This is a genomic window from Nocardia fodinahabitans, from assembly GCF_052983615.1.
Map to the genome: position 1 here is coordinate 7,357,317 of NZ_JBRJJC010000001.1, position 14,792 is coordinate 7,372,108.

The window sequence follows — 14,792 nt, forward strand, 5'->3', positions numbered from 1 at the left end:
GATCGGCGGCCCGTGAATCGTATACTCTTCGCCGGATAACGTTCCCGCGCAACACTATCGGCGACACAGCACAACTCCCTGTCCGGTCAGCAGCACGCGCAACGGTTCCGGTGCGTCGGTCGCGCCGTGGGTACAGACCAGGCCGGGCCCGGTCTCCGGAACGGCCTGCGCCATCGCCTGGATCAGCCCGGGCAGGTTCTCGAACGCGGCCACCGCGTCGGCCGGGTCGGGGAACGCGCGCCGTAACGCGGCGTCGAGATCGCGATCCCGTTCACCGGTGACCCCGAACACGGTGAGCATGCTCCGCAGCGGCTGGAGGACCACCGGAATGCCGTTGGCGAAATCGACGAGACCGGGCAGCTTCTCGGTGATCGTGACGAAGAGGTTGGTCAGATTGGTCAGCAGTCTCATCGCGTTGCCCGATCTCCCGCCCAGGTGATCGGCGACCTGCGCGAGATTCGCGGCGAGCGTCGACAAGACGGCCTGCCGATCGGAGGCGTAGCGGCTCAACGTGTCGATGGCGCCCAGCGCCTGACCGATGCCGGTGCCATCACCCTGGATCACGGCGAGAATGCTGGTCGCGAACCGGTTGAGGTCGTCGGGCGACAGCTGTGCCAGGACGGGTTGCAGTCCCTTGAACAATCGGGTGATGTCGAAGTCGGGCACCGTCTCCCCGGTCCCGAAGACCGCAGCCGGATCGCGAGGAGTTCCGGGTGCGTCGGGCGGCCGGACCTCCAGATACCGGAACCCGGTGAGATTCTGGTACCGGATCGCGATCGTGGTGCCGGTGTCGGGCGCGCGGTCGCGGACGACCGTGAAACGGACCCGAGCCAGCGCGCCGTCCAGTTCGACCTCGCCGACCTTGCCGACCTGCACACCGTGCAGACGCACGTCGTCGCCGCGACGCAGGCCGTTGGCATCGGTGAACATCGCTGTGTAGGTGGCGGTTTCGCCGTCGACCGGGCGCTCGATCACCCGGAGCACACCGACGAGCACGAGGCCCATCGATACCGTCGCCAGGAGCACCCGCAGGAGCAGTGACCGTGTCGTCATCAGCGACCCCCCGGAAGCAGAGCAGCCAGCGGCCCGGCCAGTCCCGGCACCACCTCGAGGTCGACAGCGGCGCGCAGTACCGGACCCTGTGGGGTGTCGACGAAGGCGGAGTCGAGTCGGTCGAGCAGTTCACTCAGCTGCTGCCCGGACCGTTCCGGCGAGCTGATCGCGCCGGACAGCTGGTCCAGGACGAGGCTCGTCATCGGCAGTAACCCACCGAAGTACTGCCGCGACGTACTGAGCAGCTCGGTGACGGTCGGCAACAGCTGGTACTGGAATGTCGGAGAACATCCGGCCGAACTTCTCCAGATGCTCAGGTGTACTGAGGTATTCGTTGGTGTAGTCGGCGTAGAGCAGCGTCAGACTGCCCGTCAGCATCGGCGGCAGGCCGGTGAGCGCCGATCCGAACTGGTCGAACAGCACCGACGGTGGCAGCTGCTGGGTGTCGGCGAACGAGCGCGCGGTCGCGCCGATGGCCTCCAGGAGGGGGCTGAACGCGGCGAGGTCGCGGGAGATCGTGCCGAGCAACTCGGCGAGCCGGGGCGTCAGCACCTCGTCGGTGAGCGCGCCGGTGGCGGTCAGCAGGGCCGAGAGCGTGGCGTCGTGTACCCGGTCGGCGGCGCGGTCGGTCAGGTCGACCGTCGAGCCCTCGGTGAGGGCGACACCGCCGGCCCCGGAGTGGAGTTCGAGGGCGCTGATGCCGAAGAGATTGCCCGGGGCGTAGTCGACGCTCAGCGTGTTCGACAGTCCGTACATCTGGGACCCGTTCAGTGTCAGGCCGATTCGCTGCGTCCCCCGGCCCGCGAAGTCGATCGTCTCGACCGACCCGACCCGCACGCCGTCGAGGCGCACCTCGGTCCCCGGCCCGACTCCGGCGCCCACCTGGCCGACCAGCAGCTCCACCCGGATCGCACCGTCGGTCCGGTCGCCGGGCAGGGCGCGCCAGCCGACGAGGGCCAGCAACGCGAGGACGACGGCAATCGCACCGAGCAGGCGAGCACGACGTGGCCCCACGTCGGTTCCCGGCAGTGTGTAGGCAGGCACGGCGTCACCCGGTGAAGGTCACGGGAGACTGGAATCCCCACAGCACGATGGTGGCCGCCATGTCGAGAGCGATGATCGCCACCAGGCTGGCGCGGATCGCCCGCCCCGAGCCGATGCCGACCCCCTCGGGGCCGCCGGTGGCGAAATAGCCCTGGTAGCAGTGGATCAGCACGACGGCCACCGCGAACACCATCACCTTCACGGTCGCGGCGAAGACATCCCAGCCCACCACGAATTGGTCGAAGTAGTGGTCGTAGGTCCCCGACGGGGTGCCGTGGATCGTGGTGACGATCAGTGCGCAGGAGGTGTAGCTCAGGATCAGCGCGACGACGAAAGCCGGTGCCACGGCGATGATCCCGGCGATCACCCGGGTGGTCACGACGAAGGGCACCGACCGGATGCCGAGCGATTCGAGCGCGTCGATCTCCTCGGAGATGCGCATGGACCCGATCTCGGCGGTCATCCGGCATCCGGCTTGCGCCGCGAAACCGATCCCGGCCGCGATCGGCGCGAGTTCGCGGGTCACGCCGAAGGCCGAGATCAGACCGCTGAGCTGACCCAGCGACAGCAGATTCAGCGCACTGAAGGCCTCGATGCCGATGGAGGCGCCCATGGCCGCACCGAGCAGCAGCATCAACGGCACCACCCCGCCACCGATGATCACCGAGCCGCGGCCCCAGGTCATGTCCGTCACCATCGTCACCGTCTGACGGCGGTAGCGCACCAGCGTGTAAGGCACCGACGAGATGACCTGCCAGGCGAATCCGAGAACGAACCCGAGCGAGTCGATCGGGCCGAGGGGGTGCAGGCGGCCGCGCCGCAGCCGGCCCACCCAGCGCAGCCCGACGGGATAGTACGGAGCCGCCGTCATCACGCCATCCTGACCGGGAAGAACATGGTGACCACCTGGGTGATCACGGTGTTCAGGACGACCGCCGCCGCGATGGACATCACGACCGCGGCATTGACACCGTCGGCCACACCGCGCGGCCCACCGGTAGCCTCGAGCCCGCGCTGACAGGCGATGACCACGACCAGGAACCCGAAGATCAGTGCCTTGACCAGCGAGACCCACAGGTCGATCGGCGTCGTGAAGGCACCGAACGACGACCAGTAACTGCCCGGAGTGACATTCAGCGCCGACACCGCCACCACGAATCCGGACGCGACGCCGATGAAGATGATCAGGATATTGAGCAGCGGCGCCACCAGCATCATCGCCGCGATCCGTGGCACGACCAGGCGTTGCACCGGGTCGACGCCCATGACCCGCAGTGCGTCGACCTCCTCGCGGATGGTCCGTGCGCCCAGGTCGGCGGCGATGGCGGCCGCGCCCGCCCCGCCGAGCAGCATGGCGGTCGCCATCGGCGCACCCTGTTTGATGACGCCGAGCCCGCCCGCCGCGCCGATCATCGAATCGGCGCCGAGTTCGGACACGATATTGCCGACTTGCGCGGACACGATGACGCCGAACGGAATGGCCATCAAAATACTCGGCACCGCGGTGACCCTGATCAGAAACCACGCCTGGGCGAGCGTTTCGTGGATCTGGAATCGCCCCCGAACAGCGTCCGTGGTGCCGATATAGACGGCGCTCGCGCCGATACGCAATGCCCGCCCGAGGGTGGCCACGCTGGAAAGGACTGTGTCGGAGAAATTCCGGCGCAGGATCTGCGCGGCACCGGCCCGTTCCGGCTCCGGGAATTCCAGGCCGCCGGCCCCCGCCGCACCGCCGACGGCCGGTGCGACTTCGCCGTCTACGCGTGCCATGCGGGTGACCGTACCATATGATCTAGACCACATTCCAGACAGTGTTCCAGATTCCTGCCCAGCTCTCGACCGGCTCTCACTGAGCTCGACCCATTGGTCTGAAAATCTTCATTACCAGCAACTTTGATGACATTCGCCGACGCGGGGCGCTCGGCCGGCCGCGCCCCGATCATCCACGAAAGCGTTGTGCCGGGTGCGCGTCGGTGATACCGTCCAGACACATGTCCAGCTACGTGTCTCCTTCGGGTCAGCACCGTCCCGATGCTGTCGGAGACGTCCGATCGGAACCGGGGTGTTCGCGATGACCAGCGCCGCTGTGGAGCCCGTGTATTTCGATCCGTACGACTATCGATTCCACGAGGATCCGTATCCGACGTATCACCGATTGCGCACCGAGGCGCCGCTCTACCACAATCCCGATCTCGATTTCTGGGCGTTGTCGCGGCATGCCGATGTGATCGCGGCTTTCCGCGACAGCAATCGGCTCTCCAGCGCCAACGGTGTTTCGCTCGACCCGGCCGCATGGGGGCCGCACGCGCATCGGGTGATGTCGTTCCTGGCCATGGACGATCCACGGCACATGCGTATGCGTCGGCTCGTCTACAAGGGATTCACCCCGAAACGGGTCGCCGAGATGGAAGACCGGATCCGGCAGATCACCCTCGACCATCTCGAACCCGCCCTCGCGCGGGGGCGCTTCGACTGGATCGACGACGTCGCGGGCAAGCTGCCGATGGACGTCATCTCCGAACTCATGGGGGTGCCGGAGCCGGACCGCGCCGAGATCCGGCGGCTGGCCGATCTGGTGGTGCACCGCGAGGACGGCGTCCTCGATGTGCCCGCCGACGCGATCGACGCCTCGATCCGGCTGTTCGGGCACTACGCCGACATGGTCGCCCAGCGCCGGGCCGACCCCCGCGACGACCTCACCTCGGCCTTGCTCGACGCCGAGATCGACGACGACACCCTCACCGACGACGAGATCATCGGCTTCCTGTTCCTGATGGTCGTCGCCGGAAACGAGACCACCACGAAGCTGCTGGGCAATGCCCTCTACTGGGCGGGCGTCAACCCCGCCGAGTACGCCAAGGTCGCCGCCGACCCCGATCTGGTCGCGGACTGGGTGGAGGAGACGCTGCGCTACGACACCTCGAGCCAGCTCGTCGCCCGCACGGCGGCGGTCGACCTCGACTACCACGGCGGCACCATCCCGGCCGGGGCGAAGGTGCTGTTGCTGATCGGCTCGGCCAACCGGGATCCGGCGGCGTTCGCCGACGGCGATACCTACCGGATCGACCGCAACGACGGCGGCACGCTCGCGAGTTTCGGTGCGGGCGTGCACTTCTGCCTCGGCGCGCATCTGGCCCGGCTCGAAGCGAGCATCGTGCTCGGCGAGTTCGCGCGGCGGGTGGCGACCTATGCGGTCGACCCGCGCGGCATCGAACGCGTGCATTCGACCAATGTCCGTGGCTTCGCCACACTCCCCGTCACAGTAGAGGTCCGCTAGTGCCCCGATTCGAACCCAACCCCGAACGCAGGCCGGCACTGGTGGCGGGCGCGTCGTCCGGCATCGGCGCCGCGACGGCCGTCGCCCTGGCCGCCCTCGGCCATCCGGTCGCCCTCGGCGCACGCCGCGTGCAGCGGTGCGAGGACCTCGCCGCCAAGATCCGCGCGGACGGCGGCGAGGCCTTCGCCCATCACCTCGACGTCACCGATCCCGTGTCCGTGGACGCGTTCGTGACCGCCGCCGAGAGCACGCTCGGCCCGACCGAGATCCTCGTCTCCGGTGCGGGCGATATCGAATTCGCGCTCGTCGGCGAGATGGACCCCGAACGGTTCCTGCACCAGGTGCAGGTGCATCTGGTCGGCGCGCAACGGCTGATCCACCGGGTGCTGCCCGGGATGACGGCCCGGCGCCGCGGCGATCTCGTGGTGATCAGTTCCGACTGCGCGGACAACCCACGCCCACGCAGTGGCGCGTACAGCGCGGCCAAGAACGGGTTGGAAGCGATGGTCGGACAGCTACGTATGGAGCTGGAGGGCAGCGGAATCCGGGCATCGCTGGTGCGCCCCGGCCCGACACTGACCGGCATGGGCATGGACTCGACCCCCGAGGTCGTCGGACCGCTGCTGCAGGACTGGAAGGACTGGGGCTTCGCCCGGCATCCGTACATGCTGCGGCCCGAGCACCTGGCCGACGCGGTCGCCACGGTGGTCTCCGTGCCGCGCGGCGCGCACATGGTGCTGGTCGAGGTGCAGCCGGAGGCGCCGTTGCGCCCGCTCCCCGCCGAGGGCGGGAGCTCGTCATGAGAATCGTCGTCGACGCGGACCTGTGCCAAGGGCACGGCGTGTGCCAGGACGAGGCGCCCGCGGTCTTCACCGTGCCCAAGCGCGGCACGGTCCAGATCACCGATCCCACTCCCGCCCCGTCGGAACACAGTGCCGTCCAGGCCGCGATCCGCTGGTGCCCCACCCGAGCATTGTCGATCGCCGGCGATGCCGACTCCCCACCGAAAGGCACGGACTGATGGCAGGTTTCGAGCGCGCCGAACTCGACGAGATGGTACGGCGCTGGGTCGTGGAGAACCAGCGGTGCGAGCAGAAGGGCGACTGGAAGCCCCTCGCCGAGATGTACACCATCGACGCGACCTACGGCTGGAACTACGGCCCCACACAGGAATTCATGGCGGTGGGGCGCGAGGAGATCCGCGAACTGGCCCTCGGCCAGGAGATGGCGGGTCTCGAGGGCTGGACCTACCCGTACCAGGAGTTCGTCGTCGACGATCGCAGCGGCACCGTCATCGGGTTCTGGAAGCAGATCAACGAGGGCACGCGCGCCGACGGGCGCCCCTACTCGCCCGAAGGCATCGGCGGCAGCTGGTTCCGGTACGGCGGCGACTACCGATGGTCGTGGCAGCGTGACTTCTTCGACTTCGGCAATGTCTCCGCGATGTTCCTCGACATGATCACCGATCGGGCACTCTCACCGGGCATGCAGAAGCGCATCGAGCGCTCGGTGTCGAGCGACCCGCTGCCGGGCTGGTACCCCGTCGGCGAATCACCCGCCGCACTGTGGTGACATCCGTGAGTAGATATGACGCACTGTCCCGGGACCAGCTGGCGGCGCTGATCCCGGAGCTGCTGCTGAGCGGTCACCTCATCGACCGGTCGGGCATGGCGCACACCATCGCCGCGTTCGGGCGGTCGGGCATGACCGAGGTCGCGATCGAGGAGTGGCAGCTGGCCAGTCCCGTCTACACCCGGCGCATGCGGCGCGCCCTCGGCATCACCGGCGACGGCGTCGAGACGATCTTCAAAGGGCTGCAGCTCGACATCGGCGCACCACCGCAGTTCATGGACTTCCGCTTCCGGGTCGACGACCACGATCACGGTGAGTTCTGGCTCGATCACTGTGGCGCGCTGGCCGATGTCGAGCCGATGGGCGAGGAGTTCGTGGTCGCGATGTGCCACGACATCGAGGACCCCACCTTCGACGCGACGGCACTGGCCACCAATCCGCACGCCCAGGTGCGGCCGGTGCACCGACCACCCCGCGTGCCGGCCGACCGCACGCCGGTATGCGCGTGGACGGTCGTCATCGATCCGTCCCATGTTCCGCCCGCCGCCCCGCGCAATGCCGCCATCGTGGCGAATTCCGTGGCAGCGGGCCTCGAACTGGCCGCGATCGATCCGACCGAGGAGGGCATGGGCGACTACGCCGGACCGCTGCTCAGCGATCTGCGCTTCGCCGACTTCTCCCCTTCGGCCCTGCGCCGGCTGGCCGACGAGATCAGCCTGCAGCACCATTTGCTGACGCTCGGCTTCCTGGTCGCGATCCGGGAACGCACCGACCCGGCGACCGCGGCCGACATCGGGCGCAAACAGTTCGCCGGGATCGCCGGACTCACTTCCGAACGGCTCCGCCGCTGCCTGTCGCTCGGTGACGATCCGGACGCGCTCGCCACGGTGCTGCGGGTTCATCCCGCGCTGAACCCGCTGAGCTACACGGGAATCGACATCACAGTCGCGAGCTCCGGTGTGCGCCTGCGCTTTCCGTCGGCGAGTGGAGCGTTGGACGACGGCGCGTGGCCCGCCCTGCTGACACCGGACGATCTGGGTCCCCTCGATGCCCTGATCCGGGGCGTCGATGCCCGGTTCGTCGCCCGGGTGGCCGCGGTCGACGAGGACGGCTGGACCGCCGAGATCGACCTGGCCGACCGCCCTTTCCGGGAAGCCTCCGAGGTGGCCGTGACCCGCTTCAGCACCGGCGCGGGCTTCGCCTTCACCGACCGCGGGAAACCCTTGCCGCTCACCGTCGTGTGAGCGGACCGCACAGAGATGGACTGAGATGGCCAACAACTTCGCCGACCTGTTCGAGCACTCCGCCGACGCCATGCCCGATCGGATCGCGCTGATCCAGGGCGATCGCCGGCTGACCTACCGTGAGCTCGACATCCGGGCCAACCGCTTGGCCGATCAGCTCACCACGACGGGCGTGCGCCGCGGCACCCATATCGGCTTCCAGATGCACAACAGCATCGAGACCATGGAGACGCTGATCGCCTGCTTCAAGCTCGGCGCCGTCCCGATCAATATCAACTACCGGTACGGGCCTGCCGAGCTGGCCTACGTCTACGACAACGCCGACCTCGACGTGCTGGTGTACCACGCGAGCTACGCCGACGCCGTCGGCGCGGCACTCACCCGCACACCGACCGTGCGGCAGTCGATCTGCGTCGACGACGACCGGTTCCCCGGCGCGCCCGGCGCAGGAACCCTCGCCTACGAGGCGCTGGTCGAGACCGGAAAACCGTTCCGTCCCACGGTGCATCGCACCGGCGACGACCTGTTCATGATGTACACCGGTGGCACCACCGGCTTACCCAAAGGTGTCATGTGGCGCCAGGAGGACATGTGGCGGGTCCTCGGCGGCGGCGTCGACTTCTATACCGGCGAGCCGGTGCGCGACGAGTATCAGCAGTCCGAGACCGGCGCCCAGGCGGAGCCTGCCATCTGGTTCGTCCTCCCGCCGCTGATCCACGCCGCGGCGATGATGCCGACCTTCACCGCTCTGTGGTCGGGCAACGCGGTGATGTTCGAACCACGCTTCGACCCCGCCGCGGTGTGGCGGGCCGTCGGCACCCACCATCCGCACGTCATGGTGATCACCGGCGACGCCATGGCCCGTCCGCTCATCGACGCCTTCGACGACACCCCGGTGGACACGTCCTCACTGCTGGTCATCGCCTCCGGGGCAGCATTGCTGTCGCAGCCGGTGAAGAACGCGCTGCTGGAAAAGTTTCCGTCGACGATGGTCTCGGATTCGATCGGGTCCTCCGAAACCGGTTTCGGTGGTATCGGTTTCGCGCAGAAGGACGACAACCCCGCCCGGGGACCCCGGGTCCAGACCGGTCGCGGCGCGGTGGTCGTCGACGCCGACGGCCGACCGGTGGCGCCGGGCGAGGAAGGCTGGCTGGCCAAGACCGGCGCGGTGCCGCTCGGCTACTACAAGGACCCCGAACGCAGCGCGCGGCTGTTCAAGACGGTCGACGGCGCCCGCGTCGTGGTCACCGACGACCGGGCCCGCGCCGAGTCCGACGGCTCGATCACCCTGATCGGGCGCGGCAACATGGTGATCAACACCGGTGGCGAGAAGGTGTTCCCGGAGGAGGTCGAGGCCGTCGTGAAATCCCACGACGCCGTCTACGACGCGGTCATCGTCGGGGTCCCGCACGAGCGGTGGGGCCAGCAGGTCGCCGCCGTGATCGCCACCGGCCCGGAACTGTCTGTGGACTTCGACGCACTGCGCGCCCACATCCGTGCCCACCTCGCGGGATACAAGGTGCCCAAACGGATCTGGGTGGCCGACACCATCTCCCGCTCCCCCAGCGGCAAACCCGACTATCGCTGGGCCACGGAGTACGTCGCCGGGCGCGCGCCCGATCACGCGGCCGACTGAGCCTAGTTGGGTGTGTCGGCGACCTCGATGTCGAACTTCGTGTTGTCGCCTTCGACCGAGGTCACGGTGACCTTCACGTCGTAGGTGGCGCCCTGTTCGGTGAGGGTGCACGTCATCGTGGCACCCTCCTCGGCCTTCAGGTCCTCGGGGCAGGTGACCTCGTCCGGTGTCTCCCCCACCTGGGCCTGGAGCTGGGTGCTGATCTGCTCGGCCACCGCGTCCTTGTCGACGGTGGCGGTACCGACCGATACCGAGCATCCGGCGGATATCGCGGCCACCGACGCCAATGCCGCGAGCACGACGGGCATAGTGCGGATTGTCCTCATGATCGAACCTCACTATTGCCGAGGGAAAAGCAGGTTAGCTGTAAAGTTACTCCCGGATTTTCCTTCCTGGAGGCAATTCGGGACCGCTGTTGCCGAACCGTGCGGTTTGCGGGGGACGTCGAAAAGATCACTCCGCAGTCCTATTCGATGCCCTACCGGAGGACTACCAGCGGCGAGAATTCCGCCGATAGCTTCGGAATCATGACGACGCCCTCCCTGGTCCCCGCACCCTCTCCACCGACACCGCGGCGCGGCGCCGACGGTGACTACGCGCGCCTGCTGCGCCGGATCTCCGACGCCGGGCTGATGAACCGGCGTCCCGGCTACTACGCTGTCCGGCTCGGCCTCGTCGGGGTCGCGTTCGTGGCCGGCTGGGCGGCCTTCGTCCTCGTCGGCGATTCGTGGTGGACCCTGCTGGTCGCCGTTTTCCTGGCGGTGACGTTCGCGCAGATCGCCCTCGTCATGCACGACGTCGCCCACCGCCAGGTCTTCCGGCTCCGGCAGCCGACGGAGCTGGTGGGACGACTCGTCGGCAATGCCGGCATCGGCCTGGGCTACGGCTGGTGGCAGGACAAGCACACCCGCCATCACGCCAACCCCAACCACGAGGAACTCGACCCCGATGTCGCGCCCGACATTCTGGTCTGGTCGCAGCAGCAAGCGCGGTCCAGCCGCGGTCTACCGCGCCTCATCGGACGGGCGCAGGCGTACCTGTTCTTTCCCCTGCTGCTGCTGGAGGGCTTGAATCTTCACCTGGCCGGCGTCCGTGCGCTCAGCAATCGATCGATGAAACACCGAGTCATGGAAGGTGCGCTGCTGTTCGGCCACTTCGCCGTCTACGCGGCGGCAGTGTTCGCGGTGCTACCGGCCGACAAAGCCGTGGCTTTCATCGCCGTCCACCAGGGACTTTTCGGCCTGTACATGGGCTGCATTTTCGCCCCGAACCACAAGGGCATGCCGACCCTGACCGGTGACGACCGCCCCGACTTTCTCCGTCGCCAGGTCCTGACCTCCCGCAATGTGCGCGGCGGCGCGGTGACCGACCTCGCGCTCGGCGGGCTCAATTATCAGATCGAGCACCATTTGTTCCCGAGCATGCCGACGCCGAACCTGCGTCACGCCCAGGTGATCGTCCGCGACTACTGCGCGGACATCGGCGTCGCGTACCACGAGACCGGGCTGATCTCCTCCTACCGCGAGGCACTCACACACCTACATCGGGTCGGCGCACCCCTACGCACCCCCGACCGTCACCCGAAGTAGGCCGCGTAGTCGCCGAACGGTACCTGGCCGGTGGGACTCGCCTTGATGGCGTCGGCCACCGGCGCCGGTATCGGAGCCCAGTAGGCGGGCATCTCGGCCGCCTGAGCGGGATTCAGGACGTAGATCAGGGCGAAGTTCACGATCCACAACGGCGGCGCCATCGACATGCCGACCGTGGTGCTGACACCGCCCTTGGTGTTGGTCACCAGCTGGGCAGCGCCCGACATCTGTTGCGCCGCAAATCCGTAGACGGCCTGCACCGTGTAGGCCGACCGGTAGAGCGCGGCCAGGGCGTGCACCGCACCGTTGTCCCGCAACCAGGTGCCGACGAAACCGCCGGGCGCGATCAGGGTGTTCACCTGCCGGGTCGGCGCGTCCGCGTTGGCCGGGCTCTCCAGCAACCCGCCGGGGTTCACATACAGTCCGTAGCTGCCCAGTACGGAGGACATGCTCTGCCCGTCGACCTGGGAGTAGAGGGGGCGGCCCACCGTGTTGGTGAGGATCTCGACGCACGCGACGATCACCTCGGCCGCCTCGAGGTTCCCACCGACGCCACCCCCGGAGGTGAGGTCGAGATACTGCTGCTCGGTCAACGCGTCGGCCCGGCCGAGACCGATCTGACCGGCGATCGTGTCGGCCCGCTCCTGACCGAGTGGCTGGTTGAGCTGGTCCGGACTGGCCATCTGGGGCGGCGCCAAGTATTCGTAGGCGGGCGCACCGGAGAAGGGGATGGCGAATCCGGTGCCGTCGGTGTTCGCCCCAGGTTGGGCGGACACCGTGTGGGTACCGGCCAATGCGAGTACGAACGCACCGATCAGTGCCGGTACCAGGCTGAAACCGTGACGGACAGTCGACCGCCGATGCCGAGGACCCGCCAACCACATGCTGCGCATTGTCTACCCCTCAGACATTGTCGAACGAGGTAAAACCAGCTCCCCAGTCAGTCAAAGCCGTGGTCGTCGCCGTGTCAACCCCGCGACAGTTCGCGAGGAGTATCCCGACTTGCCGGCGCCCGGGGCGGCGCGACGAGCCGACGAACCACCTGGACCGCGCCGGTCTCGACTTCCTCACCGAGCGGCCGCCTGCCCACCTCGGCGGTGGCCGTGGTGAGCCATGACCGAACCTTGCTGCGCGATATCGGCACCGGTTCCTCGACCTCGATCCCAGTGTCGACGGCCGACCCCCCGCTGTTCAGCGGCGGCTACCCGGGCCGGCAGGAATCGGTCGCGGGCGCACTGGGGGCAGGACCGGCCGAACACGCCAGCATCAAGGGTGCGACCGTCAGCCGCCGGACCTACTCGCACCCGTTCAGACCCGGCGCATGGTGGCGTCGTAGGCGGCCTCGGCCATATCCGGACGATCCGGGTCGGGCAACCAGGTACCGGTGATCGTGGCACCGTCGGAGCTGATGGTGCCGGTGTAGGTCATGCCGAGACCGGCGTGGACGAGCGTGTCTCCCCGACGGCTCCACCGGTAGTTCAGCGGGGCACCGGAACCGGAGTACACGTGCGCGGCGAAGCCCGAGGCGGTGTCGTCCGGCCAGACAAGTTCCAGGCTGAGGATCTCGGTGTCCCCGATCACCATTTTGCCGTCGAGCTGCACAAGCCCGCCGTCCAGGACGCGCGTCGCGGTGAGAACCCCGGTGATGTCGTCGTGGTCCGACGTGTGGGTGCGCCCGGTGAGTTCCCAGGAACCGAGCAGTACATCGAGATCGTTGACGGTCACTCCTGTACCTCTTGTCTTGCGGACGCGAAGAGAGCGTCTGTGGTAGGGATGGGACGGGAGCCGGGGTGACGGCCCGATGTGGTCGCCCTTGGAGGGCTTGCATGACACTGCCGCCCCCGGCTCCTCGGAATCGGCCGACCGACAACAGAGGGATGCGTCCGGCAGCGCCGGTGAGTGACCACTCGGCAGCCGGTTCCACGCCCGTCGCGTCCCTGCTCGGGATCGGGTGGTGAAAGGCGTTCGTGTTGTCTTTGGTCGAAGCGTTGTTCTTCGTCGGGATCGATTGGGCGGCAAAGGTTCACGCGGTGTGCGTGCTGGACTCGACGGGCCGGAAGGTAGCGGCGTTCACCGTCGAGCACACAGCCGCCGGGTTCGCCGCGCTGGCCGCGAAGCTGGACAGGCTCGCCGATGATCCATCCGGGGTGCCGATCGCGATCGAACGCCCGGACGGCCGGCTGGTCGACGCCTTGCTGGAAGCGGGGCATCCTGTGGTGCCGGTCAAACCGAACGCGATCAAAACCTGGCGCGACGGTGAGGTGATCTCGGGCGCGAAGTCCGATGCCGGTGACGCCGAAGTGATCGCCGAATACCTGCGGCTGCGTGCCAGGAAACTGCGTCCCGCAACGCCTTACAGCGACGAGACCAAGGCATTGCGCACCGTCTCGCGCACCCGTTCGGACCTGGTCGAAGCCCGGGTGGCCGCCGGCAACCAGCTGGCGGCGCTGCTGGACGCGCACTGGCCCGGCGCGAAGGAGATCTTCGCTGACCTCACCAGCCCGATCAGCCTGGCGTTCCTCACCCGCTACCCGACCCCGGCCGCTGCCGCGCACCTGGGTGTGAAACGGATGGCCGCTTTCTGCGTCAAACACGGCTACTGCGGCCGCCGCAGCCCACAGGCCCTGCTCGACAGGCTCCGGGCAGCTCCGGCCGGGGTCACCGGTCCCGCGCTTACCGAGGCGTTGCGTGACGCGGTCATCGCCCACGTCACCGTCCTGACCGCGCTCGGCACCGCGATCAAGGATCTCGATCGGTCGGTCGCCGCGCACCTGGCCGAACACCCCGACGGTGAGGTGTTCGCGTCGTTCCCCCGCGCCGGGACCGTCAACGCCGCCCAGATCCTCGCCGAATGGGGCGACGCCCGCGCCGCATTCACCAGCCCGGAAGCCGTCGCCGCGCTCGCCGGGCTGGTGCCGGTCACCAAAGCCTCGGGCAAACACCGGGCGGTGCATTTCCGGTGGGCCTGCAACAAACGCCTGCGGGTGGCGATCACCACCTTCGCCGACAACTCCCGCCACCAAAACCCGTGGGCGGCAGAGGTCTACCGGCGAGCCCGCGCCTCCGGCAAGGACCACCCCCACGCCGTGCGCGTCCTGGCTCGCGCCTGGGTGCGCGTCATCTGGCGCTGCTGGCAGACCAACACACCCTACGACCCGGCACGCCACAACGGCGCGCAACCACACCTGCACACCGCCACAGCGGCCTGATTCCAAACCTTGGGTTGACACAGAGGGTGTCATGCGCTTCCTCCCTCGGATGGTGTGTCCGGCCCCTATCAGGCCATCTCATTCCTAGGTCGAACGGGAGCCCTGGAGATCGACACGTCTACCTGCCACCGGTGGATCGGCACAAGTTCGGTCGTGATCCGCTCCATC

General features: G+C 68.1%; 15 protein-coding genes. 8 read left to right on the top strand and 7 right to left on the bottom strand.

The features are described from left to right. Nucleotides 1-54: 54 nt before the first annotated feature. The 4 genes from NV348_RS34685 to NV348_RS34700 form a co-directional block, all read right to left on the bottom strand. Nucleotides 55-1,053 (bottom strand): MlaD family protein, encoded by a 999-nt coding sequence (locus NV348_RS34685; protein WP_447150707.1) that lies wholly within the window; start codon nt 1,051-1,053, stop codon nt 55-57. A gap of 129 nt (nt 1,054-1,182) precedes the next feature. After that, on the bottom strand, nt 1,183-2,097 hold the full coding sequence (locus NV348_RS34690; RefSeq protein WP_447150708.1) for an MlaD family protein: 915 nt from the start codon (nt 2,095-2,097) through the stop codon (nt 1,183-1,185). Between the two features lie 4 nt (nt 2,098-2,101). Next, nucleotides 2,102-2,968 (bottom strand): ABC transporter permease, encoded by an 867-nt coding sequence (locus NV348_RS34695; protein ID WP_447150709.1) that lies wholly within the window; start codon nt 2,966-2,968, stop codon nt 2,102-2,104. Further along, nucleotides 2,968-3,867, bottom strand: a complete 900-nt coding sequence (locus tag NV348_RS34700) for an ABC transporter permease (protein ID WP_447150710.1) — start codon at nt 3,865-3,867, stop codon at nt 2,968-2,970. Before NV348_RS34700 ends, NV348_RS34695 begins: the two co-directional genes overlap by 1 nt. Before the next feature lie 301 nt (nt 3,868-4,168). Here NV348_RS34700 and NV348_RS34705 point away from each other — a divergent pair, with 301 nt between their 5' ends. The 6 genes from NV348_RS34705 to NV348_RS34730 are packed head-to-tail and all read left to right on the top strand — an operon-like array spanning nt 4,169 to nt 9,826. Beyond that, the gene (locus NV348_RS34705) at nt 4,169-5,374 is read left to right on the top strand and encodes a cytochrome P450 (protein WP_447150711.1); all 1,206 of its coding nucleotides are present in this window, start codon (nt 4,169-4,171) and stop codon (nt 5,372-5,374) included. Next, a complete protein-coding gene (locus NV348_RS34710; protein ID WP_447150712.1) occupies nt 5,374-6,177 on the top strand; it encodes an SDR family oxidoreductase in 804 nt (267 codons plus the stop codon). Before NV348_RS34705 ends, NV348_RS34710 begins: the two co-directional genes overlap by 1 nt. Further along, nucleotides 6,174-6,395, top strand: a complete 222-nt coding sequence (locus tag NV348_RS34715) for a ferredoxin (RefSeq protein WP_447150713.1) — start codon at nt 6,174-6,176, stop codon at nt 6,393-6,395. The genes NV348_RS34710 and NV348_RS34715 overlap by 4 nt, the downstream gene beginning before the upstream one ends. Beyond that, nucleotides 6,395-6,946: a Cif family virulence factor gene (locus NV348_RS34720; protein ID WP_447150714.1), complete on the top strand. Its 552-nt coding sequence runs from the start codon at nt 6,395-6,397 to the stop codon at nt 6,944-6,946. The genes NV348_RS34715 and NV348_RS34720 overlap by 1 nt, the downstream gene beginning before the upstream one ends. Next, a complete protein-coding gene (locus tag NV348_RS34725) occupies nt 6,940-8,190 on the top strand; it encodes a hypothetical protein (RefSeq protein ID WP_447150715.1) in 1,251 nt (416 codons plus the stop codon). Before NV348_RS34720 ends, NV348_RS34725 begins: the two co-directional genes overlap by 7 nt. Before the next feature lie 25 nt (nt 8,191-8,215). Then, nucleotides 8,216-9,826, top strand: coding sequence for an acyl-CoA synthetase (locus NV348_RS34730; protein WP_447150716.1), 1,611 nt, complete (start codon nt 8,216-8,218; stop codon nt 9,824-9,826). Nucleotides 9,827-9,828: 2 nt separating this feature from the next. Here NV348_RS34730 and NV348_RS34735 read toward each other — a convergent pair whose 3' ends face one another. Next, the gene (locus NV348_RS34735; protein ID WP_447150717.1) at nt 9,829-10,134 is read right to left on the bottom strand and encodes a DUF4333 domain-containing protein; all 306 of its coding nucleotides are present in this window, start codon (nt 10,132-10,134) and stop codon (nt 9,829-9,831) included. A 219-nt stretch (nt 10,135-10,353) separates the two neighbouring features. On the opposite strand from NV348_RS34735, the gene NV348_RS34740 reads away from it, so the two are divergent. Then, on the top strand, nt 10,354-11,415 hold the full coding sequence (locus NV348_RS34740) for a fatty acid desaturase family protein (RefSeq protein WP_447150718.1): 1,062 nt from the start codon (nt 10,354-10,356) through the stop codon (nt 11,413-11,415). Here the strand turns inward: NV348_RS34740 and NV348_RS34745 are convergent. Next, nucleotides 11,403-12,308: a hypothetical protein gene (locus NV348_RS34745; RefSeq protein ID WP_447150719.1), complete on the bottom strand. Its 906-nt coding sequence runs from the start codon at nt 12,306-12,308 to the stop codon at nt 11,403-11,405. The genes NV348_RS34740 and NV348_RS34745 overlap by 13 nt on opposite strands. 415 nt (nt 12,309-12,723) lie before the next feature. Continuing rightward, nucleotides 12,724-13,140 (bottom strand): hypothetical protein, encoded by a 417-nt coding sequence (locus NV348_RS34750; RefSeq protein WP_447150720.1) that lies wholly within the window; start codon nt 13,138-13,140, stop codon nt 12,724-12,726. Between the two features lie 245 nt (nt 13,141-13,385). Here NV348_RS34750 and NV348_RS34755 point away from each other — a divergent pair, with 245 nt between their 5' ends. Further along, nucleotides 13,386-14,624, top strand: coding sequence for an IS110 family RNA-guided transposase (locus NV348_RS34755; protein WP_280188929.1), 1,239 nt, complete (start codon nt 13,386-13,388; stop codon nt 14,622-14,624). Nucleotides 14,625-14,792: the final 168 nt, after the last annotated feature.

Bases quoted from the DNA above. Each gene is read 5' to 3' on its own strand.
- NV348_RS34685 (WP_447150707.1), bottom strand. From the start codon at position 1,053: ATGACGACACGGTCACTGCTCCTGCGGGTGCTCCTGGCGACGGTATCG.
- NV348_RS34695 (WP_447150709.1), bottom strand. From the start codon at position 2,968: ATGACGGCGGCTCCGTACTATCCCGTCGGGCTGCGCTGGGTGGGCCGG.
- NV348_RS34700 (WP_447150710.1), bottom strand. From the start codon at position 3,867: ATGGCACGCGTAGACGGCGAAGTCGCACCGGCCGTCGGCGGTGCGGCG.
- NV348_RS34705 (WP_447150711.1), top strand. From the start codon at position 4,169: ATGACCAGCGCCGCTGTGGAGCCCGTGTATTTCGATCCGTACGACTAT.
- NV348_RS34715 (WP_447150713.1), top strand. From the start codon at position 6,174: ATGAGAATCGTCGTCGACGCGGACCTGTGCCAAGGGCACGGCGTGTGC.
- NV348_RS34720 (WP_447150714.1), top strand. From the start codon at position 6,395: ATGGCAGGTTTCGAGCGCGCCGAACTCGACGAGATGGTACGGCGCTGG.
- NV348_RS34730 (WP_447150716.1), top strand. From the start codon at position 8,216: ATGGCCAACAACTTCGCCGACCTGTTCGAGCACTCCGCCGACGCCATG.
- NV348_RS34735 (WP_447150717.1), bottom strand. From the start codon at position 10,134: ATGCCCGTCGTGCTCGCGGCATTGGCGTCGGTGGCCGCGATATCCGCC.
- NV348_RS34740 (WP_447150718.1), top strand. From the start codon at position 10,354: ATGACGACGCCCTCCCTGGTCCCCGCACCCTCTCCACCGACACCGCGG.
- NV348_RS34745 (WP_447150719.1), bottom strand. From the start codon at position 12,308: ATGCGCAGCATGTGGTTGGCGGGTCCTCGGCATCGGCGGTCGACTGTC.